We start from the raw sequence: 24,626 nt of genomic DNA on the forward strand, positions 1-24,626 counted from the left end.
ATGATCCCAACATCTATATTTCACATCTGGATCGACTAGCCCATGAGTAAGTTCGCGCTCCTTTTTTTGTTTTTATTTACGGCAGGAATCTTTGCTGCTCTGTTCATTACGCCTGTCTCATCGGTACTCGTTTACCAGATGGTCTATTTTGTAAACCCAGATAGCCGATGGTGGGCCGCTAGCATACCTGGTATCCAGTACTCTTTCATCGCCTCTTTGGTGATACTAACGATGTTGACAGTCCGATATAAAGAATTATCAACTCAGGCCGAATGGAAAAAACAGCCAGTATTCAAATGGATGTTAGTAATGCTAGTCATCTATTCGCTTATGACTAATTTTGCTATTGTCCCTGGAGTTCATAAAGCATTCACTTACGATTTCGCAAAGCTTGTGGTAATTATTCTTGCTAGCTACAAGCTGATCAATTCAGAAAAGGCTCTGAACGCCTGTCTTTGGGTTTATATTTTTGGCGTGACATACATAGGCTACATGGCGTATTCCGTCGGTAGGGACTGGCAGGGACGGGTCGAGGGCATCGGGATGATTGATACCGGCGGTGATGGTAACATGACCGCAGCGGCTATGGTTCCAGCATTGATTATTCTTACTTACATGGCTTGGCTGGGTAACAAAAAAATTAAATTTTTGGCAGTTTTTTGTGGCGCTATAATTGCTAACGGCATTGTTCTGATTAACAGTCGGGGAGCATTTCTCGGAGCAGTAGTGGGCATATTATTCTTTCTTTTTTATATGATCTTTTCCAGACATCAACGAAAAGGACAACGAGGAACGGCAATTCTAGTTATTTTGGTGGCGTTTTCCGGCACAATCTACGTCGCAGACGATGCATTCTGGTCTCGCATGGAAACGCTTCAAGACGTTGGTGACGGAGGAAAGAGTGGTTCTCACAGAATGGATTTCTGGATGGCAACGTTTGATGTATTGCAAGACTATCCGCTAGGTGTAGGTATCCAAGGCTTCATTGAATTGAGCCCAAACTATCTTCCTGAGCATTATTTTGAGGGCCGAAAGAAAGGCAAAGCAACTCACTCAACTTGGTTTCAGATTCTTTCTGAAATCGGTTGGCTAGGATTCTTTGTCTTGTTGGCACTACTTATTTCAACGTTAAATCTATCTCGGAAAACCAAGCGGTATTTGGTTAATATTGAACATTACGATGCCTATTTTAAGATGTTGGCTCTAGAAGGAGCTTTATTGAGTTTTTTGATTACCGCGAGTTTTATTGATCGTGGGAGATCTGAGATGCTCTACTGGCTGATTCTGTTTATTGCGGTAGCTTCCAATATTTATTATCTAAGGTCAATCAATCCCGAAAACAGGAAGCTAAAAAATACTAACCGCTATGCACTACCTGTTACACGCCATAAGAGTGAATGAAGTGAATATTGAGGCATAAGAAATTATCGTATGCCTATAAATATTCTGAAAGTGGTATTTAATATTGAAATAGGAGGAGTTCGACAAGTTATTCGAAACCTTTTAATAGACTATCGAGGAGTAATTTTCAAAATCCTACAGTTCGCATAGATTGCAATGTCGATAAAATAAGATAGAACATCCGAGGGCGCGAAATCGACGCGAACACTACACTAATTTGTATACGCTATTATCTCTGCAATAGACGTTAAAGTAAAAATTATTTTACAGAGCATGAGCGCTTCCGTCCCAATCTCGGTTTGCTCGAATAAGAGGATAAAGAAATTGGCCTCAGTACCAATGCCATTTTTCCAGGATTCATACCAAAGCCGGCTATGCGACTCGCCGTTATGGACTTTTTTCTTAGCGCTAAAACCGAGGGCACCTCAATGAAACTGTTGGAAGGCATGATTTGTGGAGCTTGGCCGCTCGCGCGGTGGGTCTCGGAAAATCGTGATCTCGCCTCTCCCTGGCAAACCGGTCTGTTGCCTGGCGCCAGTAATATAAAAAGCTTTGCAATTGTATTACATCAGTTGAATGCTGATCGAACATTAAGTGCGCAGCATTCGGGGGAAAGCGCTAAAAAATTCGTCAGGACGCTCTCACCAAAGCGGGTGATAGGTTGCTACGAGTGCCTATGTGATAGTGACAAAGGAATGTTGGGCCTGTGAGTACCGCCAAGAAGCTATTCCAGAGTTCTGGGCTGCTCGTTGGGATTCGCTTCTTTCAGCGATCTCTTGGTCTAATAAGTACGCTTATACTGGCGAGACTACTTACGCCTTCGGATTTCGGGATTGTCGCAGTTGCTGCGCTGATTATTCATTTCTCAGAAGTTCTATCAAATACAGGTATTCAGCAGTATCTAGTCCAGTCAGAAGATGCGAGCGAAGAAACAGTTAATACGGCATGGACACTCAACTTGCTCTTGAAAGTGTCTGTTTGTGTGCTTCTCTATCTATTGCTTCCAGGGATCAGCTGGTTTTATGAGAGTCCGAATATTGTTTTCGCGGTAGGGGCGCTTATTCCTGTCATTTTAATAAGAGCTATCATGAATCCTGAGCTTCATGTTCAGCGACGGAATCTAAACTACGGAGTGATTTTTAAAATTGGTGTGATTCAGAAACTAATCAGCTTCCTTGTGGTTGTAGTGATTGCGCTATTGACGCAATCTTTCTGGGCGATCATTGCGGGAGATATTGTTTCGAGTCTTGTGAGCGTTGCTCTGAGTTATTACTACTGTGCCAGGCGTCCCGGGCTATCGATGCGGAATGCGAGTAGGCAGTGGGGGTTTTCGAAGTGGATGCTGGCGCGGGGGAGCCTTGGATACCTTCGGGCGCAGGCTGATACTCTATTAATCTCACAATTTTACTCGCTTGCACAATTGGGAAAGTTCAACATTGCAAGGGAGTTCACTATTATGCCGGCGAATGAAATTATTAAGCCGGCCGTTGAACCGCTTCTGGCAATGTTTTCCAGCGTACGAACAGACCGTCAGAAAATGGCGCAACAGGTCTCTCTTGCATTGTTGGTTATATCGATATTTACAGCCCCGTTTGTTGCTTTCATTCATCAGTTTTACGAGCCAATTGTTTTCTATCTCCTGGGTAAGAATTGGCTTGAGGCTGCTCCACTGATGCAGGCGATGACACCTCTTTTGTTTGCGTTTGCTCTTGGAGGCATCCTTAATAATGTTTGCTTTGCGCTGGCAAAGGTCAAGATCGTGTTTTGGTACGATGCTGTATCTTTAATACTGATTTTTGGGACTTTATTGGCCGCTCAAGGTCTTGCTCTCACAAGCTTCATCTGGTTAAGGAGCTTCATTGGCCTCGTCGCAGTTATTATCTTTCTTTACATCTGCAGCCGCCTTATAAGGGCACGATTTACAACTCAGATAATACTCTTGGTGACTCCTTTGGTAGCGTCTTTTGCTGGCGCCTCGTTGGCACATCTCTTGATTTTCCAGCACAGCTTTCTGTCTCTATTCCTTAGCGGCGTCGTATTTGTCTTGTGTTATGGCAGCGTGATGTTTGCGCTGGCGTATTTTCTATCAAAGAGCAGCTCTACTTGGGGCTACGTATACGAATACAGCCTGAAACTCTTTCGTCAGTTGCGCAAAAAAAACCGTACTCATTGAGTTAGATTGAAAGGGATCTCATGAAAATCGCAATATTCAGGACGGATTCCTCTACGCAGGATCCAACCTCCTATAACTCCCAGGAAATGGGCTTGGCAAAAGGATTCCAGGAACTCGGGCACACTGTTGACATAATCATGGCGTCTTCTACGCACCGATGCAGCGAGAAATTGGTAGAGAAAGCCGAAGGCGCTATAAGAGTCATTGAGCTTCCCTTTCGTTTAATTCCTGTGCTTAACGAAGCGGTATACTTAAAAGTTGGCAAGCTGCTGGGCAGGGAGCAATACGACTATGTACAAATCAACGAAGAAGGTAATTTTGCGTCCTATCTTATAGCTCGGGCTTGCCACAAACAGGGTCTGAAGTTCGGTATATATCAGGGGATGTATCGGATTTTGCCGGGCCGAAAATGGGCTTTCTACGGGACGATTCATCACAAGCTTTTTCGCCCTATGCTTCGGTCTACTTCGGTTGGTGCGTTTTGCAAAACGGCTGAAGCGAAGAGCTTTTTGAATTCTAAAGGTTATAAAAACACTCACGTAGTGCCGGTCGGACTGGACTTTTCCAAATTTAAGAATCGCAAGAATCGCGATTGGAGAGCCAACCTAAACCCCCTCTGCCAGCCTAGATGTCCAGTTGGCGATTTCGCCTGAATTCATGTCAGATTGGGCGGTATGAGAGTAGTCATGCCACGTTATTCCGAGGAACGTAAAGCGGCCGTGTTGAAGAAGTTGTTACCTCCGCAGAACCGCAGTGTGGTGTCGGTGGCCGCAAAGGAAGGCATATCCGAAGTGACTCTGTACAATTGGTTAAAACAGTGTCGACAACAAGGGGTGCCTGTGCCGGGTTATCGTAATGCTGGAGACGATGGGTCTCCTGATGCCAAGTTAGCCGTCGTGATCGAAACGGCGTCTATGTCCGAAGCTGAACTGAGTGCGTATTGCCGCCAGAAAGGTCTGTATCCCGAGCAGGTACAACGCTGGAAAGACGCCTGCCTACACGGTGCCGGTCTGCAAGAAGGGCAAGGGAAAGCCGCTCAGAAGCAGCAGCGTGATGCCCGTAAGACCATCAAGAAGCTGCAAGCGGAAGTGCGCCGTAAGGATCGGGTTCTGGCAGAAACGACCTCATTGTTGGTGCTGTCAAAAAAGCTCGAAGCCTTGTACGGCGAGGACCCGGACAGCGAGGACAGTTAACACCGCTGACCGAACGTACAAGGCTTTTAAACGACTATGACGAAGCTGTCGCCAGTGGCGCAGCCCGGTACAAGGCGGCCGACTTGATGGAGCTGAGTCAGCGCACGTTGAAGCGCTGGCGACAGGCTAATGGCGCTGTAGCGGAAGATCAACGCCCGCAAGCGGAGCGCGTTGTGCAGCCACACCAGCTCACTCACGCTGAAGAAGCGGCCATTCTAGACACCTGCAATGAACGGGAGTACCAGAGCTTGCCACCGTCCCAGATCGTGCCTCGACTGGCTGATAAAGGGCTTTACCTGGCCTCTGAGTCCTCATTCTACCGAGTGCTCAAAAAGTACCAGCAAGTGAATCATCGGGGCCGCATGAAACCGCCGCGCAAGGTCCCTGAGCCCACCAGCTTTACCGCCACAGGCCCGAACCAGGTGTGGAGCTGGGACATCAGCTATTGCCCCTCAGAGGTGCGCGGTCAGCACTGGTATCTGTACCTGATCATGGACATCTACAGTCGCAAAATCGTGGCGTGGGAAATCCACGAATCAGAGTCTGGCGAGCTTGCCAAAAAGCTCATTGATCGAGCTCTGTTACGCGAGAGATGTTGGCAAAACCCACCGGTGCTGCACTCAGATAACGGCGCGCCGATGACGTCCTACACGCTGAAAGCGCGGCTGGCAGACCTGGGTATGCTGATGTCTCACAGCCGACCCAGAGTAAGCAACGACAACCCTTACTCAGAGTCGTTGTTCAAGACGCTAAAGTACTGTCCAAAATGGCCAGCCAAGGGCTTTTCATCACTAACGGCGGTGCGCAAATGGATGCTGTTGTTCGAGCAGGCTTACAACGAAGAGCACCTGCACAGCGGCATCAACTTCGTGACGCCCGCACAACGGCACCAGGGTGTTGATGCAGAGTTGTTAGCCAAACGTGAAGCGGTTTATGAACGAGCAAAGAGTCTGAATCCTAGGCGTTGGTCTGGTGATACTCGAAACTGGGCAGTCGCCGGAGCCGTATCCCTCAACCCTGGAAAATTGCAGGAAATTGAGCGCAATAAACAGGCTGCTTAAACGCAGCTATATGGACAACTGGGTTGCAAATCACCGTAAATATCGGGGCAAATGAACAATTGATTTTGTACGTAGGTAGCCTTGAGCAGCGCAGAAACCCCCTATTCATCGCCGAGTTGGCGAGCAAAGCTAGCCCTGATCAGCATTTTGTTATGGTGGGTGAGGGGCTCTGCCGCGCTGAAGTCGTAGCAGTCCAAAAGGAACGTTTTCTTAATAACCTCCATCTGATCGGTCGGCTGAACCAGCAGGAACTGCCTGCCCTTTACGAGCAGTCAGATGTATTCATTCTACCAAGCAATTACGAAATCTATGGAATGGTAGTGGCTGAGTCACTATTTTTCGGTACGCCCGTGGTAAGTACAAGAACCGTAGGGCCGGTAGACATCATTGAGGGAAAAGTTCAGGGCTGCCTTATGCCAAATATAAATGTGAATGAATGGCTTACAGCACTCTCTCTTTACGGTGCGTCGTCCATCGATGCAAACAGCAATGCTGAGCGCACATCCTATGCGGAAGGTCGATTTGACTGGGCAACAATCGCTCGAGAATACCTTAGGCTCATATCAGCTGCGCCGTAACGTTGCTAAATTATTCTGCGGGCAAGGTCAATAACTCCAACATTTTTTAGAGGTGAGGGATGTTAATAGGTTGGCGGCAACCTGCCAACACCGACAACCGACGATGAACTCGACCGGCTGTTGCCTTTGAACCAGGGCAAAACCATTCCAGTGTAGTTTGTCGAGCGCTTACGGGTTTTCTTATTGCGGGGCTAATACACTATTTTATTTTAATTCTGGGTAAAATGAGTATTCTAAGCTTACAGTAGAGGAAGCCGAATTTCTCGATGTAACAGATGTGTAAAAAGTTATATATTTTCGTAGCGTTGATAGACAGTCACGAATGCAACACAGTTATTCGAAACTATTTTAGATAACTTGTTTCCTGTTACGGTTTAGCTCAGGTATCTTGGTTATCTTTAATCTCCACTCATACTGAGTGAAGGAACGGACTATGATTTTGAAAAACAAATTACTCATTAGCTGCATCTTGGCGAGCGTTATGCTGTTGGATGCATCAGTTATTCATGCAGAGGTCATCTTCTCAGAAAACTTCGATGATCAGCCGGACTGGGATAAAATGACGGATCCAAGCCCAAGCAGTGATAATTCTCGGCACGTATCAAAGGGAGACATTATACCTGTAGGGTGGGATTTGGTGCGATCTGAAGCGACGTGGGCGCCCTCTAGCGGGCACATGGATCGTCACGAGTCGTTTGAGATCAAGAGGGCAGATTCCGCCAAAGCTCGCGGTGGTAAGGGTAAGGCAATGGTGAACTGGCGAGACAGCCATGACCCTGGATGGAAACGATGGAACTCCGATGGCATATTGCTCAAAAGGATAGGAAACCAAAATCAGGTGTACGTTGAGTTCTATGTTGCGTTCTCGCCAGAAACCTATGACACCTTCAATAACAACCCTGAGGGGGTAGGCACCTCAAAGATATTTCGAATATATGGCTTCACAGGCGACTGGGACGCCCCGTTTGATTATTTCGCTGGCGCAACGCATCCAGAGCTTGTTTGGGCAATCGACGGAGAACCATTTAAATACGGACTCCGTAACAAGCTGTCGCTATACGGAATGCACAACGATGATGCGAATTACCCCGATATGCCGAGCAGGCAACACGGCGGGGATTTCTCTCTTAGTTACATATCGAGTCTGGCAGACATGGCCCTCGACGGCGGTGACGCCAAGCTACAAGATAAAGAGAGCAGCGGGTACATGCTACCGGGTGGAGGCAGCGCGACGATGGAGCGCTTGTTTGGTCCGCCAGGCTCGTACACCAAAGTTGCTTTCTTTGTGAAGTTGAACTCTGCGAAAGGCGTCAATGATGGCGTTCTTATTCAATGGATTGACGACACTCAAATCCTTTATCAAAACACAATCAACTGGGTGCCATCGGACAAGAATGGTATTGCGTGGAATGTTATAGGGTTTGGTGGTAATGACTTCTTTCAATCCTATCCAAACGAAGACCGTCACGAGGAGTGGTACGCCATTGATGATATTAGGGTGTTGACTGATATACCAGACGACCTAAGAGATAATTCAAAACACACAGTGGCACCCAATCCGCCGTTGGGCATTGAGATTGAGTGATTGGATGCCTGATGGTGTTCGATGAAGGAAGTTCTTTTTGTGAGTTGCACCAAATCTTTTTAGATTTGTTGGTATACCCACTTAATGCCTACCCGTGTGATTTGATTCATCTCCCGATTTGAGTTCCAAGATAGTAGGTCTCTCATATAAAGCTGACCTGAAAGGTGAGTAAGGAAATTGTAGACCAGATTGCAGCGGAAGTAGGGGGTCTCAATTATTTCATGCGAAACACCATAGGCATTCAGAAAACGCTGAGGTAAATCCCCGAAGAGCCTTCGCCGAGTGGCGTTAGTTGCCACTATCGCCCACAGGCCACTGTAAAATCTGGCTACGTCATCTAGGTTACCTGAAACCCTAGTGTCACCAAAATCCAGAATATGTAAATCCCGTTGCTTATCAATCAGAACATTATAGATAATAAAATCGCCATGTACGCGGCAGGCAAATGAGTTGTTGGCGGCCAAGTATTCTGGCTTGCTCAGGTTTCTGAACTCTGTACCGAACTGCCTCTCAATCTTTGCTAGATTGTATTCCGAGATTAAGCGATTTTTTCTTATATACTCAATTTTACCACGAAATTCTGCTTCCATCCAATCCCCATCGGGGCTCGTCAATAGGCTACTAGCGGAGCTTTCATGATACTTGCGCAACCAACTACCAAGCTCAGTAATACGAGCGCGAACCGTATCGGGGTAAGGTAGCCGATGACCTTTCAACCGTCCCAAAAGGTACGTAGGGTTCCAGACGGCGTGAAATAGCTCTTGCCCATCCACTTTCCGCGTGGTAAGCCGATTCGTCGATTCATTGAAGCTGATCAGCTCAACTGCTTTGACATGTTCGGTCTGAATGTCTAGGTTGCGGCAGCGGGCCAGTTCTTGTGCTTCTGGCTTAAGGCTGAGTTTCAATGTGTGTTTTATATAGGTTTGCTCAGAACTGATTCCAGTGCTGCGGGGGTTAACGCATACTTTCGCATTGTGCTGGCTCATTGGATGGTACCTTATGTTTGTACTAATAGCCGTGACTTTATTATATGTCTTTGTATCTAGATTTTTGCAAAGGCATGCTCGCAACGACGTTGCTTGCACGGATTTTGTAAATTAAATAGCCCAAACTGACTATCACCTTTGACAAGGGCGGCAATATGCAGGAGTTTGACTTAGAGATAGATAGCATACACTTAGTTATTGAGCGCGCGCTGTATGAGCCTACTTGATGCCACTGTTCAGCGTACGTTTTTTGAGGCGACGGTTCCTGTTCTCCAGCACATTCAGTCGATCACTCCACCCACCCCACTTGAACTTCAGACGCCATTTGTAGAAACTTGCGTTAGCCAATCCGCTCGAGCGAAAAAGCTAAGGAATCGGTATTTAAATTTCGGCTTGTTTCATGATTTTAAATATTTGGCTACAAAAAATTTTGATCATTCCATGTAAAGTCTTTCTGTCTTTAGTTGTCGAAAGACCTTACTTGCGATAAATCCTGTGTATGCAGAGGGGGAGTGTTATTAAGAACTCCCAAAATCATGCAATCTTACTAAATTGAAGAATCCTTTTAATAGGCCTAGGCTTCGTCCCGCGAGATAAATAAAATCCAATACATATATTGAAAATATATTTATTGGATTAAGTGTAAAGTATCTCGATCTTGACATACGCTTTAATGATAGTAGAAATGGAATAGAACCCCATGATAATAGACTAATAATAGTTATATTTGAACTTGATAGAAAAATACTTTGTATGAGCACAAAAAATGGCAATATTATAAAGACTGACGTTGCTAAAAAAACTGGATCTTTTACGGATTGTATAATATTTGATATATAGTTTTCCGAATGCCAGATTTGGCGCTGTAAAAACTGCATGAGGGTTTTAGCGTTGCCTAAATGCGTAACATCCAATGCATGGTCAATAAGCACAGGTGAATTATTTGAAGTTAGCCGATTGTGTAGATCCGTGTCTTCCCCAGATGATACTAATTCATTATAACCGTTTATTTCCCAAAAAAGTTTCGTTGACAGTACCGTACTCGCACCAATTAGGTGTTTAGGCAAGGTGGGCTGGCCTTTGCTCTCTAACAACCATGATGTTTCAATCCAAGTCGCGTCGATGGGTAACTTGACACCGCCCCCATAAACGTAGTTGGGCCAGTCATTAATTAGTTGTTCGGCTCTATTTAACCAGTCCTCGTCCATAAGGCAGTCTGCATCGATGAAAATGAGTATTTGCCCTCTGGCCTGCGCCGCTCCGTGATTTCGTACCGCTCCGACATTTCCTTCCAATAGCTGAAACACTTTTGCTTGATCGAAGTTAAGAGCAATCTCATAGCTACGATCTTGGGAGCCGTTATCCACTACGATTACCTCATATTTAGCACTGTCGTAGTTTAAGGTGAAAATAGATTGAAGGCATGAGCCAATATGGTCTTCTTCGTTATAGGCGGGTATCACGATAGAAAAATAGGGAGAGGCACTCTCTGCTTCGATTCGTGCAGTCATTTTTCTCTAATCACCGAGCGGAATTTGCCATTACGGCCACGCGGAATTGCTGACACATGCTCTACCACCACTTGAAAGTCGTCCCCAAGCCGTTGTTTACAGTTGAAAACAAGGACGCTCTCATCAGCATCAGCGAGCTGATCCTTAACTAATTTTATGGTCGCCCAGCCAGGTTGACTTTGAACAACTTGGGCTTCCCGAATACCCTCGACACCCTTAAAAATATGGTCAATACGCCCAATTAGGCGCCCGTCACTTGTTTCGATGTAGTCGTCTAGCCTACCGTTGATGGATTTTAGCCCTGGTGTGCCAATCGTTGCTTCGGACGCATTCGCTAACGTTGCCGTATCGCCAAGATTGTATCGGAGTAATGGCATTTGTTCGTTGGTCAGAGAGGTGGCCAGTAATGCTCCTGTGTCATTTGAATCTGAACTTATTTCAACCTCTGTAATGCCAATGAGCGGATTTGACTGATAGATTCCAGTCTTGTCCTGCCCGGCAAACATCACATATTCGGCTGTTCCATAGTAGTCGTAAATGGGGCAGCTGAAAACAGATTCTATTTTTTCCCTTTGCCATGAAAGGAGTGTCTCGGAGTTCGTAATAATGGCTTTCGGTTGGAAGCCCGGTTTAGAATCGGACTTCAGGTAGTGAATTGCCAGATCATAAATCGCGGATGGGTAACCGATCAGTTCTTTTGGCTGAAACCTGTCCAGCTCTTTTTTATAGTGGGGAAAGGTATTTTCATTAAGGTGATAGCTGGAAAACAGTCGCTGATTTTCAGATCGGTTAAAGCGGGAAAAAGGGGGCTGCATGTCATTAGCGGGCTTGAGCATTCTTCCAGCGAAGGTTGCTCGTCTTGAGCCAAATGGAACGCCGTGACTTTCTTCATGATCGACCAGCAGCGCCATAGCTAATTTATAAGTACGCTCATCGACCTGGAGCGCTAGCGGTGTACCCGTGCTACCGCTTGTATGCTGAACCATAAAAGGTTTTGGCGCATCTTTCGGCCGAAAGTTATGATCTTGCTCCAGTATTGTCTGCTTATTCAGGATCGGCAGCTTTTTTAGATCCTGAAGCTGTGTAATATCGTTTGGACGTAGCCCGTGCTGCGCAAAAAGCTTTTGATAATAAGGTATTTGGTTTGCGCAGTGGGTTACCATCTGATGCAGGCGTTCTTCCTGGAACGCTTTGATCTCTGTTACGCTAAATCCCTTGGCTCTTTCCAGCTCTTTGCGAATTTCGTAATACAGGCCTTTGTATCGCCTCTGATAAAGCATATACCCATAGGCTGATATCAAAAAATTCTGAAGCAATGGAGGAGATCTAAAGTATAAGTTTTCAGCGATTTTCATCGTAAACTTCGCCTCCGCCTTCGGTAGCCTTATTGCCGATGGCTAAAAAATAATCGATTGTTTTTATTTTACAGACCATGTCCATGGTCGAGCCAGCATCTATTGCATTTTTTTGATTTGAAGCGATCGTTTTCAACATTCGATCCTTAGACCAAATATCGGATTTTAACGATTGAATTGTGGTTTCGAAAAAGTCGCCTGAATAGAGATGTTCGTAGTTAAACCATCCCAGGTTAGGGCGGTTTTTCTTTAACTTAAAGATCGTTTTTTCGAAAATTATTCGTAAAATCCTTGAAAGCTCTTGGATGAAGATGGGCTGTTTTGCTCTTACCAGGGTAGCCGCCATCGGAAATTCTAATAAATCCGAGTTGAGTTCGGCAATTACCTTTTTGGTTAAGCGGTTTTGAACCCTTTGTTTGAAGGGAATGTTGTAGACCAGTTTGAGTAAATCTGGATGGCTAAGAGGGGAGTAATACCCTTGAAAAGGCTTTGCCATGCTTGGCTGCTTCATCATGTACTGGCGACTGACGTGGTCGTAGTTGAATTTCTCGATCGCAAAAGAAAAATCGTCAGTCTCGTTTAAGTAATTATCTAGGGTGTCATGGATTTTTTGAGTTGTGCTTGTAGCTGTCCGGCTAAAAATCTGATCGCCTTTGTCGCTGGTAAACCAGAATTTTTCAGGAGCGGTCGCACTTCTCTTGACGTCGTTTATGATTTTTTCTTTCGAAGCTATTTTTGGGTTCATTAGGTGTAAAGAATTAAAGGTTTTCTGGAACCGGGTTCCTACACTTGGAAAACCATTGTGCCCTCCAAGCCTGGCACCTATTACGCCACTGGCAATGGGTAGGCATAATTTCTCTGATAAAAACTTGCTGGATAAATGCCAAATCGGCCATAGGCAGTGTCCGTGGAGCTCTAACATCTCATCGAGCAAGTCTGTATCTATCACCATTCCTCTAACATCTTTAAAGTAGTGATCCGTTCGAATAGTACCTGAGAGCTTTTTTGCAATAGTGCATTCTCGGCTGGATGTGTCGCCATGGGTATAGGCTAGGGTTATGGGCGACTTGCGGGGAGCGAGTAGTGTTCTAGAATCCCAACCTGCCGACATCATTAACACCATTGGGCTGTAGGTCAGCATGATGTCGCTAAACAGTTTGGCGAACGTTCTGCCGTTATTCGGGAGCGTTTCGGAATTTAGTTTTTGTGGCGTGACATCAGAAACCTGCTTGGTTATCTCCAGAGTTTCAGTGTCTACCTCTAACCTTTGGTTAGGTAGTGTCTGCAGAGTATTTTCGAAGAAGGAGCTTTCTCCCAATGTGTAGCCAAATGAGAGGTAGCAGTGAATCGCGTCCCAGTCGGGGCTTTCGCTGTTTCCGATCAGGTTGTCCAGACGATTCGATATCAGAACTGTGGAATCACTTTTCCGATAGTATACCGGTTCGGCGCCTGCCAAATCTGATCTGACTGTCAGTTTTCTACGGTCGACAGAGTAGGTTATCGATGTCCCATTGATTGGCGCGTCGAAATCCACGGTTTTGCTGTCCTTTCTTTCGCCGAAAAAAAGTTTGAAGTCCCCAGATTCATGAGCTTCGTGGCGGATATAGAAAGGATTGATATCCTTCACTTGGAGGGACACTTTTGTATCAGAAGACTGTATCTCAGCGGTGTTCGTATCGTCAGTTCCAACGATCACGAGAAATGAGTTCGGCTTTAACATTATGTGCTCTCTTTATTCCTTGAGCTGATCTTGGCGGCTGGATTTCCGCCCCAAATGGCCCCAAATTCCTCGATGGGCCGGGTCAATACTGAGCCTGCAGCAACTATCGATTTGTCACTGACAGAAGCCATTAAAACCGCGCTATTCCCAATCCAGCAGTCTTCGCCGATTCTAACTTTCGTATACTTGCCACCTTGTTCCTGAATAGGTGTTTGCGGATCGTGAAAATTGTGTTGCTCGTTGCCACTCAGTATATGTACCCCACTACCTAGAAGCGTATTCTCACCAATCGTACATTTCCCTATATTGCACTGTGGGCCAATGTACACGCCTTTATGGATAGACGTATCACGATGTGAGAATACCGTTAGGAAGCCTACGAGGATATCGTCGGAGGTATTTGAGCAGGCAAGCCGATAAAACGCAGCGCGACAGTAGATGCCTACTTTCCCAGGAATCAGGCTAAGTACCTGAGAGAAGGTCTGGAATGTGCCGTCTGGACTTCCCAATAAGCTGAGGAGTAAGTAGAGCGCATAGAGAGGCAAAACCAGCAAAAGGAAGATGTTTTTGATCGTTCTTTTGAGTGTCTGGCGCATGTTCAGGATCGATCCAGTCGCGTGTTCAGCCAGAGCCTCTCGCGAGACAGTTTAAAGGTTAATAGAGCGCGTAGCGCACGACCCCCGATTCGTGCCATGAGGAGTCTCCATGTAAGGATCGGAGGAGTCCAGTGTCGATGTGTGGAAGTACACGGATCCTGTGCTAGAGGACTTGAAGCGGCTAGTAACTGGGGGCCATGATTCTGCATGAGAATGATGAGTATTCTGGAGAAATGACGTTCCTGGCTGCGTTCGAGTGTCCCCGTAAACTCTCCGAGCCACTTTTGACCTAGTTTCCGATACTGATCGGAGTTTTCATGGTCAAGCTCAGACGCCTGGAACATGAGCATCGCTTTTCGCACGTCCTGGGCTACCCAGGTGTCATTCGGAAATTCAAGCTGAGTTTTGTCAGCCATGAACGGGCGTTCATTTTTAAGCATCCAGTGGGTGTAATGTAGAAGTGATGCTTTGGTGTACTCATATTGGTCGTCTTCGCCGTCGAGCTGACGTTTCAAATAAAGGTAGCGAAAAAGGGCAGCAAGGAGAACGAGATAGGACCATCTGTTTTCAACGTCGAGCAAATCCCGGTGCTCAATCACATCCATAGGATGTATCGTTTTCCTGATTATCGTTTCAGCCTGTTGAAGCCAGGATCCATGTTCATCAAGGATCCATGCGTCCAGAAGGGTATTGAGGTAATTTCCGGTTCCACGGTTAAAGGGGTATCTATGGGTGGATACCTGCTTGCCGCGGATCATTTTTTTCAAGGCTGGAATTTCTCTTTTCTTTAACGCCAGCATTTGTTCAAGAAACCCGCCTTGGCCTTCATGGAGTGCTGTCATCCAGCGCGCAAGTTTAAGAACGGCCTGCCGTGATTTGTCGCTACCCGTAAGGTAATGATGATAGAGAAGGCCTGTTGAATAGCAATGCTCTTGAGCGGGACCTCCGCCGGTTTGTCCTGGGGTAGAGCTGGTGTCATTGTGTCGGGAAAAGGTTCTGTGGGTTGCTGTTTGGGCATCTAGGTAGTGGTCGGTGTGCCAGAATAGACCGTTGTTATATTCCGATCGATCTTCTTCAGTATGGTAAATATCGATGTCTACGACGTGTCGGGCTAGATCATCCATCAACTCAAACCAGCGCTTATCACCTGTGAGCGCGAACTGCCTGGCGAAGCCGTAGATTGGATCATACTGGTTGTTGTAATGAGAGATGAATGCTGGCTCTCCCTGGGCTTGGTAGAGAGTTTCATGGTCTGCGAAAATTTCGCCAAAGTTACGCCAGCCGAATTCGTCAATAACCTCTCTCTTTGCAAAGAAGTTAGAGCTTCCGTTTAGCCCTTCAGCTATGAGTTGGTCGAGAGCATCCGGTTGAGTATTGGCCTTGAACCATGGGAAGGCGTCAGCTTGCTCGTAGCACTCTGAAGTAAGCACCGGCATGAGAGGGGCATACGCTGTTGAACTAATACTGTTATTGGAGCTGTACGCCATCAAGCAGTGGAGAGTTTTCTGTTCCCCACCTTGTAGCTCGTAGGCGTTTTTTGCATCTTTCGGGAACAGACCGATGGTTAGCGCGTTTCTTGTTTTGCGAAGGCTAGTTGGGAAGTTTTGCCAGAAGTTCCGTATTGCCACGTCGAGCTGTCCGCATCCATGCTCAATGCTAACTAGCGGGTTAGCACGTTTACCCTCATACAGGAGCTCACTTGGGTTTGAGAGCCGGTAACCACAGAACTGAGTGCTGACTTCACCGTTGCGGTCTATATGATTTCGGCTTTGCCAATTCTCTCCGCCACTGGAGTCCTGGTAAAGGTTGAAATCGGGCACGTTAAAAAATTCAGGCGCTTTATCGGTCGCCTGCGGAGTCACTTGGGCCACGCTCTGGGCTGGCAGCGTTGTGACTACGGCCAATTCCCGGAAGTATACCGAGCTTGGATCCCCTAAATCCCACAAACCGGCAGGATGGCGGGCACGTTTTGGGTTGTGTGTTGTCAGCTCCACCTGAACGAGACCCGTTTCTAGAAAAATACGCAGTTCACATTCAAATCGAGCCAGCAAATCGTTATTTTGCCGTAACCATTGCCCTTTTAACGTTGCTGCGACAAAAACGGGGCCTATGTGGGTAATCTCCCAGCTGGTTTCCGATTTAGCGGTGCAGGGTACACCTACGCTATCGTGCAGAGTGATCTTCGATGGAATCGCTGTATCACTGCCATTAACGTTCCGCCAAGCCAAACTGCTGGAATGTAAAGCGACGCCACCCGTTGAGGTGTGTATCACAAGATCTTCGGCCGTTTGGTCAAAAACAGGTTCAGGGATAGCGGTGGAGGGGGGCGGTAGTCTGGACAGTAATAGTTCTTTTTGGCAGCCGGGGTTCAGGCTGATCAGAAAACTGGCGTGAACCCACCGGATGCTGCCATCTGGCCAGTGTGCGAGAGGGTCAAACTGCACGCTGATAGATTTATGGCTATCCGTAAGTGCAAGCTGGTGGATAGCGTGAACGGTGCCTTTCGGTAGTGGGATGCCAAGGCCTACTGGTTCTTTGATGCGAGCAATGCCGTTTTTTTCTTCTATTCGAATGGCTATTTTTTCCATAAGTCTGCCTACTGCCTAACTCCCTGTTTGATGTATAGGATAGTCTGTCAGACTGGTAACATAAAGCTACATTTTAATGAGGCTATTACTTTGTGGGCGTGCAAAAGCTCCTTAAATACTTGCCGTGTATGAAGAGTCACAACTATTGTATTTTAACGCCATCAACGCCTAAAGACCCTTCCTGAGATGCACCAAATTTCTTTAGATCTGCTTGTAAACCCACTTAATACCTGCCCGAGTGATCTGACTCATCTCCCGATTCGAGTTCCAAGACAGCAGGTCTCTCATGTAAAACTGTCCTGAGAAGTGAGTAAGGAAATTGTGAACCAGACTACAGCGAAAATAGGGCGTCTCTACTATTTCAGGGGATACACCATAGGCATTCAGAAAACGCGCAGGTAAATCCCCAAGGAGCTTGCGCCGAGTCGAGTTGGTTTCAGCGATTGCCCACAGGCTGCTGTAAAATCTGGCTACATCATCTAGGTTGCCCGAAATACAGGTTTCGCCGAAATCCAGAACATGAAGATTTTTTTGCTTATCTATCAGGATATTGTAGATCACGAAATCGCCATGAACACGACAAGCAAATGCATTGTTGGCCTCAAGGTAAGCTGGCTGACTCAGTTTGCTCAATTCCGCGCCAAACTTTTTTTCTATCCTTGCTAGCTTTGCTTCCGGGATTAGACGACCTTTTCTTATGTCTTCAATTTTTCGACAGAACTCTGCCTCCATCCAATTACCATCCGGGCCTTCTGGTAGGCTGCTGGCAGAGCTTTCATGGTACTTCCGCAGCCAACTACCAGCTTCGATGATTCGAGCTCGAATCACGTCTGGATCATCTAACTGATGGCCTTTGAGACGCCCTAGAAGGTAAGTTGGGTTCCATACAGTGTGGAATAGCTCTTGCCCATCCACCTTTCGTGTCGTCAGGCGATTTGTCGATTCATCAAAGTTGATTAGCTCAACCGTTTTAACATGTTCCGTCTGAATATCCAGGTCGCGACAGCGCGCGAGCTCCAGTGCTTCGGGCTTGAGACTCAGTTCTGAGGTATGTTTCTCGTAGGTTTGTGCCGAACTGATCCCTGTGCTGCGGGGGTTAACGTGCACCTTTGCATTTGACAAGCTCATTTTGGATTGCCTTCTGCTTGTATTAAAGATACTACCAGAAGTGCGTGTTCCTGAGCTTGAATTTCTCCAAAGGGTCTAGTGGAGGATGGCTTTTCTGAGGTATGCATTAACATTGCTTGTCCACCAGGCTACTAAGAATCGATAGCGTACTGTGTATTTAGTTTACATAAAACTCAAGTTCTAATCAAAAAGCTAACCTGATCCATATTCTGCAGGATGCATTAAAAAGCAGGCTTCCATGGCGTCAGCATAATTTACGTACCTAGAGGCCAACACGCTTTTTGGGTGCGTTTTTAGTCTTTAAATAGCTATAAACCGACTTTTTTAGATGTTTTTGTCTAATCGGTCCCCTTTAATACTTCGCTTTAAAGGACATGCAATCTTAGGCGATATATATACGCCGCTTCTTTGTCGAAGATACTTACATTCGGATTCCCAGACCCATTAAATTTTTATTTAACATTGTTTTACATTATTGAAAGATAACGGATTTAAATACGTGGCATGGAAGCTGCTATCAACTAGTTACCGCTGGCTGACTAACTTGCATTACAGGGGCAGCGTCCATCATCAAGGAGAGATAACAATGAACAGCACATTTAAAAAAACGCTTTTAGCATCTCTTATCGTGCCTTTTGCGTTGAGCGCGCAATCTGCCAGCGCGGCATTGGTTACTGATTGGGGTTATCAGGTGGACAGCATTTTCGAAAATGCGACTGCCACCAGCGGGACCGGCACTCTTACCGGAAACAACACTAACACCCTGACATGGGGCATTGGACCACAGTCCTCTGTTTCGATCACAGATGTAAGTGAAACAAGCGGTCTTATGACCGGTGGGGGCTACGTAGACGGTGGGATATTCACTCATACTAACAACATTCTCCCGTCCGACGGCCTTGCCCTGAGTAGCTTTGACCTATCATCCGCGCTTACGCTGACACCGTTTGCGCCGACGCCTGGTGCTTCTCTGCCAGCAGCTGATTCTACTTTCCAGAGTTTCTTTATCGAAACGGGCAATGGGGGTACTTGTGTAGAGACAGCAGGTCCTAAGTGCGCTGACATATTCACTATTGGTGATGTGACGGGCTCAACGTTAAATGAATTTGGTAACTTCGAATTCAATTCGGCGTTTGACTTCGACGGCTACACCTACACCGTGTTCTTGGAGTTGGCTGGCCTGGCGGCTTTGGCCGGTCCAAGCTGCGCAGCAGCGGGTGCGCCAGCCGGATGTATAGGTCTCGTGACCGAAGAGAATAACGTTAACAACTTCCAGACTCGGTTCCGTATTACTGCTACCGAAATGGTACCTGAGCCAGGCACGCTAGCACTGTTGGGCTTGGGCCTCGCTGGGCTTGGTCTGTCACGCAGGAAAAGTGCAGCAAAGTCATAACGTTTGAGAAATTATAACGTTTAGATGATGGAGCTGATAAAAGAGACCCCCGCGACATTGATGAAGCGGGGGTTTTTTTGTGATGCGGGGTTATGCAACCTTTCTGATGTTTGCCCTGTAGTCGATATTTGGTTCTGCAGGCAAGTATCGCCCACCGTCAGTTACCAGAGACCAAACATCCGGGCGACGATTCCTCATGCCTTCAATCAGTGAGGCTGCTTCGGTGAAGGCGGGGCGCCGACGGCCGTGATACTCCAACACTGGCCCCACGTGATCAAACTCCACACCAAATCGCTTTAACAAGCGCAACTGAGCAGGCTCCATCACTGCCATCCAGTGCGTAATGCCATGTTTGACCGACATCTGAAGAATAGCGGCAAAGAGCCCGAGGCTGATAAAGGGCATGGCGCGTTTTCCGTTTTCTGAATCGGCATAATAGGCCGGCTCGCTGATGCCGGAGACGGCTTTGTCTTCGGTGAGACGCCGCCGGAACTCCCGGCTGACTGCCATTCGGGATATTTCTGCTACTTGGTTTCGAGGTGCACCGGCAATTGCGTTTCGTGCATTCTGATCCATATGGTGGAGGCAGGGGGCTTCCATGGGAAAATCGCCTTGCAACGGGTTATCACCTGCCATAACGAGACGAACAGCGGCTACGCTGTCTTCCGTCATTCGGTGTCGGATCAAGGCGTGTGCAGATCTCGGGTCGTATGCATCGTGCTCACGGTTGTCTACAAAGCAATCTGGATCCTCAAAGGGTCGGTCGATGCAGTAAACTTGATACCGAAGTTCGAACACTTCGTTAATTATCTCTGGAGACGTCGCGAGTTGGACATTGAATACCGAGTTGAAAATGGTGCTGACGTCTTCCTGGGCTTGTTGGTCTGTTTGCATTTTAAGTCCTCATGTTCCCGTTCAGGGAGCTGTTATACCGGGTGTATCGAGGTTACAACTCACCTGACCTCGGAACGCTTGAGTCTGGGCACGTAACGTCCGGGCGCCAGGATGGAATTGGGGTCTACTGCTGCTTTCAATTTGCGGGCAAGCGTAGAGAAGGCAGAGCCTTCGGGATTCAGAATGTCCATTGCGTCGATATTGAGGCGGTAGGGCAGGAAGCCTTCCTTTTGCCCCGCCTTGAACAGTGCGCGATAACAGGCGTTGGCCCGAGCTGTTGCATCTGCGTCACTGCGATTAAAAAGCAGGGGGACGGTAGAATCGAAGCAGCGATCGTTTACGGTTGTTAGTGTAATGAGCGGATTGATGCCGTACTGAGGGCAAATGTTTTCAATCATATTGATGTAGCGGCGAGCGTCTTTGCCCCGTATGGGAACCAGCGGTGCGAACCATATAAGCCCACAACCATCCCGTGCCGGGTTCTTTGGTTGCCCGGGTGCGGGTAGAGCGCCTGAGCGCCAATATGCCAGTGCCAACGCGACATCATTGGGGGTGCCGTGCATGATTTCCAGCGCGCCTGCGAGCGTATCCGCCATGCCCTTTACCCGTGTTGCCAACTTGCCAGGAAGTACGCGGGCAAACTTCCGCGCGACATCAACTTTTCGCCGGTTGATAAAAATGAGGCGGTCGGTCGCTGGGCCGAGAAGCCGGCGTAGCGTACGCCGTGCCGCTTGGGCTACCTCCTTTGAGGCGTAAATCGCGCCAATTCCGCTCCATGCCGGAACGCCATGACTGTTTGCGAGACTTTCTACTTCGTGAGCAGGGAGCACACCGTCAACGGCTTTGTCTTCAGGGAAGGGGGTCATCATTGAGAGCATGCGTTGGCTGTTGAGCAGGTTAATCGCTACAACTGAGCCGCCGAGCGTTCGCAATACAGCCCTAACGGTCGGCACTAGGGCTTCCAACTTGGCGTCGTCTTTTATGGAAAAGAAAAACGCAGTTACGGTATCGGGAGCTGGCGCAAGGGCAATGGTGATGTTTACAACCACGCCGAAATTCCCTTGGCTGAAAAGCCCATCTAGGTATGGCCCGAGCCCCCATTTAAAAAGCCCGTCTACTTCCGCGCCGCCAAGCTCGCTAAGCGGCGTTCTGTAAAGGGTGCCGTCGGGCAAGATTGCTTCTATTTTTGTCACTGCAGCAAAATGGTCTGTGATCGGGGTGATGCCGTAACCCCGCTCAAGCGCGTTGCCAAGAATGCTGCAAGTTGGGCCTGCTCCGGTTACGGGAACGAGGTAGTTGCCTTCGTTCTGATCTAGGAACTCCCTCAGGGCGCCCTGGGTTACGCCTGGCTGAACGGTAATAACGCCCATTTCGGGATCAAAACCGGAAATTTTATCAAGCCGGCTAAGATCAAGGATAACGCTGCCATCTTCAACCGGATTGGCACTGCCGTAGCCCCAATTATTGCCTGTGCTTACGGGGTAAACAGCGACGCCCCAGCGTTGCGCGACCTGTAGAACCGCTGAAATTTGCTCCTGGGATTCTGGGCGGAGCACAGCCGGAATATAGCGTTTGGTTCCTATGGTTGAGGCGCCGAAATCTGCTGCACGAGCCGATACGACTCCTGATTCACCTAGAATAGTTGTCCATTCGGCGATTGCAGACTCTGTAGAGGTGCTATTCACTGGCGTTTCCACGGTTTGTCGATAATTTTCAGATGAATGTGTCGATCAATTTTTCTGCCGAATTATTCATTAAGTGGGCGAAAATTATAAATGAGATGGGGTTGACAAAACATGTAGTGTGATTATCGGGAGGCGAGCGATTTCCGTTGAAGAATGGAAATGTAAACAGGGAGTTGCAGCGAAATGATAGAAATGCTGCGGAGAGGGATTTTGTTAAATAATGTTAAGTGAGCTTAGGTTTACTCCCTTAACCCTTCAATTTCGGTCACTGTGTCGCGCATTTTGGGGAGCGCATCTATGCAGTCCCGAGAGCCGCAGAATGTTTGTATAGTAATCAATGCAAATCGCGTTTCGCCTCTAAGAGCGGCCGGAATTTGGAGTAATTTGGCGTTACGGTAGCTCCAACTTTTTCGCGAACCCACTTTGTACCACTGGGCCATCAGTACTTTGTTTCTGGTTAGAATATTCCGGTAAACATTAAGGCCTGGCTCCAGTTGCTCTTCAACCTGCCAAATCGATTTGTCGAACATTTGCGGCAGGTAGGGTACGAGCTTTTCATCAGCGCTTTTTTTCTGGCTTTGTGCGAATGAGACCCAGGTATTGTTTGACTGCCAGGCTTGCGCATTTAGCTCCGTGGGAAGAGAGATTGGTAATGGCAATTTGCCGGTTTGGGTCTGCCGGAACTCGGGGAGGTTAATGACCCAATCCGGTTTTTGGCTGGCGGTATTTTGAGCAAGCATGAGTGCAATGGGGCCAAGCACAATGGCGGCTGCAACCGCGATAATGCCTTTCTTGTATAGGTTGCCGCCGGACGGCAAGTTTGAGGTTATGGTGCGTTTGCGAACCGGCGAAAAATACAGTGCCGGAAGGATGAAGGCGCCAAACACAACCCAGCCCATGGTTTCGTGATCCGCGAGCATTTCGCTTTGCATATCGGTTTCGTAGGCAACGACGACCAGGATGGTTATGCGCACCCAGTTAGCGATAAGGCCAAGTGTGGCTGCGACCAGCAGGGTGATCAACCAACCGCGCCAGCGGTAGTCGTTAAGGATGGATGACATCATTGCCAGCAAAACTGAAATCGCGAAATAGCGTATTCCCGAGCAGCCATCGGCAATGAGAAGGCGACCGTAGGGCAGGGTGATGCTGTTCCCTTCAATAAGGGCGGTCATTCCAAACCAACTTACCCAGGTTCCGACAACGACGCTTGCGAGCTCTACAAGCGCTGGAACTATATCTGCCCAGATGGGTAGAGAAAGGGACAAAAGGAGTATGTAGGGAATGAACATTAATGTTCGCGCTAGCCCTAGTAGCGTCCAGGCAGTGGTAATTAGCCCGGCGGGGAGCAGTAGGTAGGCAAGGGTATCGATGCGAACCAGCTCGAGCACGCCCCAAATCAACGTTGTGACGACTAATAACACAGCACCGGCAAGGTGGTAGGGTTTTGGCTGTGTTTGGCGTTTGGCATGAGCGGGCGGGTGGATCAACAAAAGGACAAAAAAGATGACGGCGGTTGCAAGGCCGTGCGCCAGAACCTGCTCGAATTCAAGCCAAGCTTCCGCGAGCCTTATCCAGGTAGGATAAAAGATCAGCACAGCGATTGCTGTGGTAATCAGATAAGGCCTCGATAGAGGTACGTTGTTTAATGTCTTCCTTAACATTGCTTTTCCGCCAGACTACTAACCAATCGACAGGATACTGTGTAAAGCGTTTACATAAAACTCAAATTCAAAGCAAAAAAAAGCCAGCCGAAGCTGGCTTTTCTATTACTCAACCGAAATCAGGATTTCTGACGACGACGAGCTGCACCAAGACCTGCAAGACCTAGGCCTAGGAGAGCTAGGGTGCCGGGCTCGGGTACAGGCATGACGTCAGAAATACCAATGACCATATCGTTGAAGTCGCTGTCATTACCGCAATCTGTTTCACAGAGATCTTCAAAGGCGAGGACTACGTCGCTACCGCTCAAGCCCGATACCGCATTGTCAGCGGTGTCGAACATGAGCATATGATCAAACCCATCTGAGTTGTTTGCTGAGTGGCTATACCAAGTAAACCCGTCATTATCAACGGTGTTGTTAAGGTAAAAACCGAAGTTCCGCCCAATGTTTCTAACATCGCCGGCGCTTGCATTTGTCGCAGTGCCTGCAAGAAGGTCAAAATGCACAGAAGTATCTGTTGTGCCAAAGCCGGTGGATGGGCTTTGTGAGCCAGCAAACAGCTCAAGCATGTCACCTACAACAAGGTTTCCAGAGCCGTCATACGAAAAGTCGTATATGCCGAAATTGTTGTTGTCCTTGAACCCAGCGAACTCAAGAAACAAGAAAGCGGTAATATCATCGTTGGTGTTGCTATCGTCAGTTAGCACAGCTGACTCGTACCCTGTATCTGTGTATCCGCTATAGCTGCTATCTCCTAGAATGTCGCCTAAGTTAGGTACAGCGAAAGCACTTGCAGAGCTAAGGCAAAACGCTGCTGCGCATAGCGTGGTTTTAATATTCATGTTTCTACTCCGGTTGTCTGATTCGAATTCCATTTTTCTTGCAACCTGGCCGTCTCATTCTTTTTAAGAGATCCTTGGCTTTCCGTCCCATCCTCGCGAATGGTTTGGCATACGACCGGAACTGCCGATCTTGGATACATATAGCGATAAGTATGCCAACTTTACAACTTATTGATTTAATGAATTATTCGTGCATGTCCTGGGTGAGCGTGTAAAGTAATTCGACGGTAAAATAAAAAAAAGGCCTGAAATCTTTACACCTCAGGCCTTTATTTT

Annotated in this window: 19 protein-coding genes and 1 riboswitch; of the genes, 8 read left to right on the forward strand and 11 right to left on the reverse strand. The window is 47.5% G+C overall.

All coding sequences use genetic code 11. The annotated features are described in order from the left end of the window. Positions 1-42: 42 nt before the first annotated feature. From CPH80_RS03485 to CPH80_RS03515, 7 genes are all read left to right on the forward strand, one after another. Entirely contained in the window at positions 43-1,401 is a 1,359-nt protein-coding gene (locus CPH80_RS03485) for an O-antigen ligase family protein (protein ID WP_096275635.1), read from the forward strand. A gap of 323 nt (positions 1,402-1,724) precedes the next feature. Then, on the forward strand, positions 1,725-2,111 hold the full coding sequence (locus CPH80_RS23260) for a glycosyltransferase (protein ID WP_157746929.1): 387 nt from the start codon (positions 1,725-1,727) through the stop codon (positions 2,109-2,111). Beyond that, entirely contained in the window at positions 2,108-3,574 is a 1,467-nt protein-coding gene (locus CPH80_RS03495; RefSeq protein WP_096275637.1) for an oligosaccharide flippase family protein, read from the forward strand. Before CPH80_RS23260 ends, CPH80_RS03495 begins: the two co-directional genes overlap by 4 nt. A gap of 92 nt (positions 3,575-3,666) precedes the next feature. Further along, on the forward strand, positions 3,667-4,227 hold the full coding sequence (locus CPH80_RS03500) for a hypothetical protein (RefSeq protein ID WP_157746844.1): 561 nt from the start codon (positions 3,667-3,669) through the stop codon (positions 4,225-4,227). 33 nt (positions 4,228-4,260) lie between these two features. Continuing rightward, a protein-coding gene (locus CPH80_RS03505) for an IS3 family transposase (RefSeq protein ID WP_227520279.1) occupies positions 4,261-5,828 on the forward strand; the annotation gives its coding sequence in 2 pieces (ribosomal slippage) (positions 4,261-4,746 and positions 4,749-5,828; 1,566 coding nt in all). A 23-nt stretch (positions 5,829-5,851) separates the two neighbouring features. After that, positions 5,852-6,406, forward strand: coding sequence for a glycosyltransferase family 4 protein (locus CPH80_RS03510; protein ID WP_157746845.1), 555 nt, complete (start codon positions 5,852-5,854; stop codon positions 6,404-6,406). A 433-nt stretch (positions 6,407-6,839) separates the two neighbouring features. Beyond that, a complete protein-coding gene (locus CPH80_RS03515; protein ID WP_096275640.1) occupies positions 6,840-7,991 on the forward strand; it encodes a hypothetical protein in 1,152 nt (383 codons plus the stop codon). A gap of 59 nt (positions 7,992-8,050) precedes the next feature. Here the strand turns inward: CPH80_RS03515 and CPH80_RS03520 are convergent, their stop codons facing one another. From CPH80_RS03520 to CPH80_RS03550, 7 genes are all read right to left on the reverse strand, one after another. Then, positions 8,051-8,977, reverse strand: coding sequence for a phosphotransferase (locus CPH80_RS03520; protein ID WP_096275641.1), 927 nt, complete (start codon positions 8,975-8,977; stop codon positions 8,051-8,053). A 518-nt stretch (positions 8,978-9,495) separates the two neighbouring features. Further along, positions 9,496-10,488, reverse strand: a complete 993-nt coding sequence (locus tag CPH80_RS03525; protein WP_096275642.1) for a glycosyltransferase — start codon at positions 10,486-10,488, stop codon at positions 9,496-9,498. Next, the gene (locus CPH80_RS03530) at positions 10,485-11,843 is read right to left on the reverse strand and encodes a phenylacetate--CoA ligase family protein (protein WP_096275643.1); all 1,359 of its coding nucleotides are present in this window, start codon (positions 11,841-11,843) and stop codon (positions 10,485-10,487) included. Before CPH80_RS03530 ends, CPH80_RS03525 begins: the two co-directional genes overlap by 4 nt. Next, entirely contained in the window at positions 11,830-13,563 is a 1,734-nt protein-coding gene (locus CPH80_RS03535) for a hypothetical protein (protein ID WP_096275644.1), read from the reverse strand. Before CPH80_RS03535 ends, CPH80_RS03530 begins: the two co-directional genes overlap by 14 nt. Further along, a complete protein-coding gene (locus tag CPH80_RS03540; protein ID WP_096275645.1) occupies positions 13,563-14,159 on the reverse strand; it encodes an acyltransferase in 597 nt (198 codons plus the stop codon). The genes CPH80_RS03535 and CPH80_RS03540 overlap by 1 nt, the downstream gene beginning before the upstream one ends. Before the next feature lie 2 nt (positions 14,160-14,161). Then, the gene (locus CPH80_RS03545) at positions 14,162-16,747 is read right to left on the reverse strand and encodes a hypothetical protein (protein ID WP_096275646.1); all 2,586 of its coding nucleotides are present in this window, start codon (positions 16,745-16,747) and stop codon (positions 14,162-14,164) included. A 201-nt stretch (positions 16,748-16,948) separates the two neighbouring features. Continuing rightward, the gene (locus CPH80_RS03550; RefSeq protein ID WP_096275647.1) at positions 16,949-17,875 is read right to left on the reverse strand and encodes a phosphotransferase; all 927 of its coding nucleotides are present in this window, start codon (positions 17,873-17,875) and stop codon (positions 16,949-16,951) included. 586 nt (positions 17,876-18,461) lie between these two features. On the opposite strand from CPH80_RS03550, the gene CPH80_RS03555 reads away from it, so the two are divergent. After that, positions 18,462-19,268, forward strand: coding sequence for a THxN family PEP-CTERM protein (locus tag CPH80_RS03555; RefSeq protein WP_096275648.1), 807 nt, complete (start codon positions 18,462-18,464; stop codon positions 19,266-19,268). Between the two features lie 90 nt (positions 19,269-19,358). Here the strand turns inward: CPH80_RS03555 and CPH80_RS03560 are convergent, their stop codons facing one another. From CPH80_RS03560 to CPH80_RS22270, 4 genes are all read right to left on the reverse strand, one after another. Next, a complete protein-coding gene (locus tag CPH80_RS03560) occupies positions 19,359-20,162 on the reverse strand; it encodes a PEP-CTERM/exosortase system-associated acyltransferase (RefSeq protein ID WP_096275649.1) in 804 nt (267 codons plus the stop codon). Positions 20,163-20,221: 59 nt separating this feature from the next. Next, on the reverse strand, positions 20,222-21,847 hold the full coding sequence (locus tag CPH80_RS03565) for an FAD-binding oxidoreductase (RefSeq protein WP_096275650.1): 1,626 nt from the start codon (positions 21,845-21,847) through the stop codon (positions 20,222-20,224). Positions 21,848-22,086: 239 nt separating this feature from the next. Beyond that, complete coding sequence (locus CPH80_RS03570) at positions 22,087-23,508, reverse strand: exosortase/archaeosortase family protein (protein ID WP_096275651.1); 1,422 nt, start codon at positions 23,506-23,508, stop codon at positions 22,087-22,089. 119 nt (positions 23,509-23,627) lie between these two features. Then, positions 23,628-24,350 carry a PEP-CTERM sorting domain-containing protein gene (locus CPH80_RS22270; protein WP_096275652.1) on the reverse strand — a complete coding sequence of 241 codons (723 nt, stop codon included), beginning with the start codon at positions 24,348-24,350 and terminating at the stop codon, positions 23,628-23,630. A gap of 36 nt (positions 24,351-24,386) precedes the next feature. Then, positions 24,387-24,469, reverse strand: a riboswitch (cyclic di-GMP riboswitch). Positions 24,470-24,626 lie beyond the last annotated feature (157 nt).

Origin of the sequence: Marinobacter sp. LV10R510-11A (assembly GCF_900215155.1) — a bacterium.
GTDB lineage: Bacteria > Pseudomonadota > Gammaproteobacteria > Pseudomonadales > Oleiphilaceae > Marinobacter.

Excerpts from the sequence above, each read along its gene's own strand:
- CPH80_RS03555 (WP_096275648.1), top strand. The coding sequence starts at position 18,462 with ATGAACAGCACATTTAAAAAAACGCTTTTAGCATCTCTTATCGTGCCT.
- CPH80_RS03545 (WP_096275646.1), bottom strand. The coding sequence starts at position 16,747 with ATGGAAAAAATAGCCATTCGAATAGAAGAAAAAAACGGCATTGCTCGC.
- CPH80_RS03535 (WP_096275644.1), bottom strand. The coding sequence starts at position 13,563 with ATGTTAAAGCCGAACTCATTTCTCGTGATCGTTGGAACTGACGATACG.
- CPH80_RS03515 (WP_096275640.1), top strand. The coding sequence starts at position 6,840 with ATGATTTTGAAAAACAAATTACTCATTAGCTGCATCTTGGCGAGCGTT.
- CPH80_RS03540 (WP_096275645.1), bottom strand. The coding sequence starts at position 14,159 with ATGCGCCAGACACTCAAAAGAACGATCAAAAACATCTTCCTTTTGCTG.
- CPH80_RS03570 (WP_096275651.1), bottom strand. The coding sequence starts at position 23,508 with ATGTTAAGGAAGACATTAAACAACGTACCTCTATCGAGGCCTTATCTG.
- CPH80_RS22270 (WP_096275652.1), bottom strand. The coding sequence starts at position 24,350 with ATGAATATTAAAACCACGCTATGCGCAGCAGCGTTTTGCCTTAGCTCT.
- CPH80_RS03560 (WP_096275649.1), bottom strand. The coding sequence starts at position 20,162 with ATGCAAACAGACCAACAAGCCCAGGAAGACGTCAGCACCATTTTCAAC.
- CPH80_RS03520 (WP_096275641.1), bottom strand. The coding sequence starts at position 8,977 with ATGAGCCAGCACAATGCGAAAGTATGCGTTAACCCCCGCAGCACTGGA.
- CPH80_RS03485 (WP_096275635.1), top strand. The coding sequence starts at position 43 with ATGAGTAAGTTCGCGCTCCTTTTTTTGTTTTTATTTACGGCAGGAATC.
- CPH80_RS03530 (WP_096275643.1), bottom strand. The coding sequence starts at position 11,843 with ATGAAAATCGCTGAAAACTTATACTTTAGATCTCCTCCATTGCTTCAG.
- CPH80_RS03525 (WP_096275642.1), bottom strand. The coding sequence starts at position 10,488 with ATGACTGCACGAATCGAAGCAGAGAGTGCCTCTCCCTATTTTTCTATC.
- CPH80_RS03550 (WP_096275647.1), bottom strand. The coding sequence starts at position 17,875 with ATGAGCTTGTCAAATGCAAAGGTGCACGTTAACCCCCGCAGCACAGGG.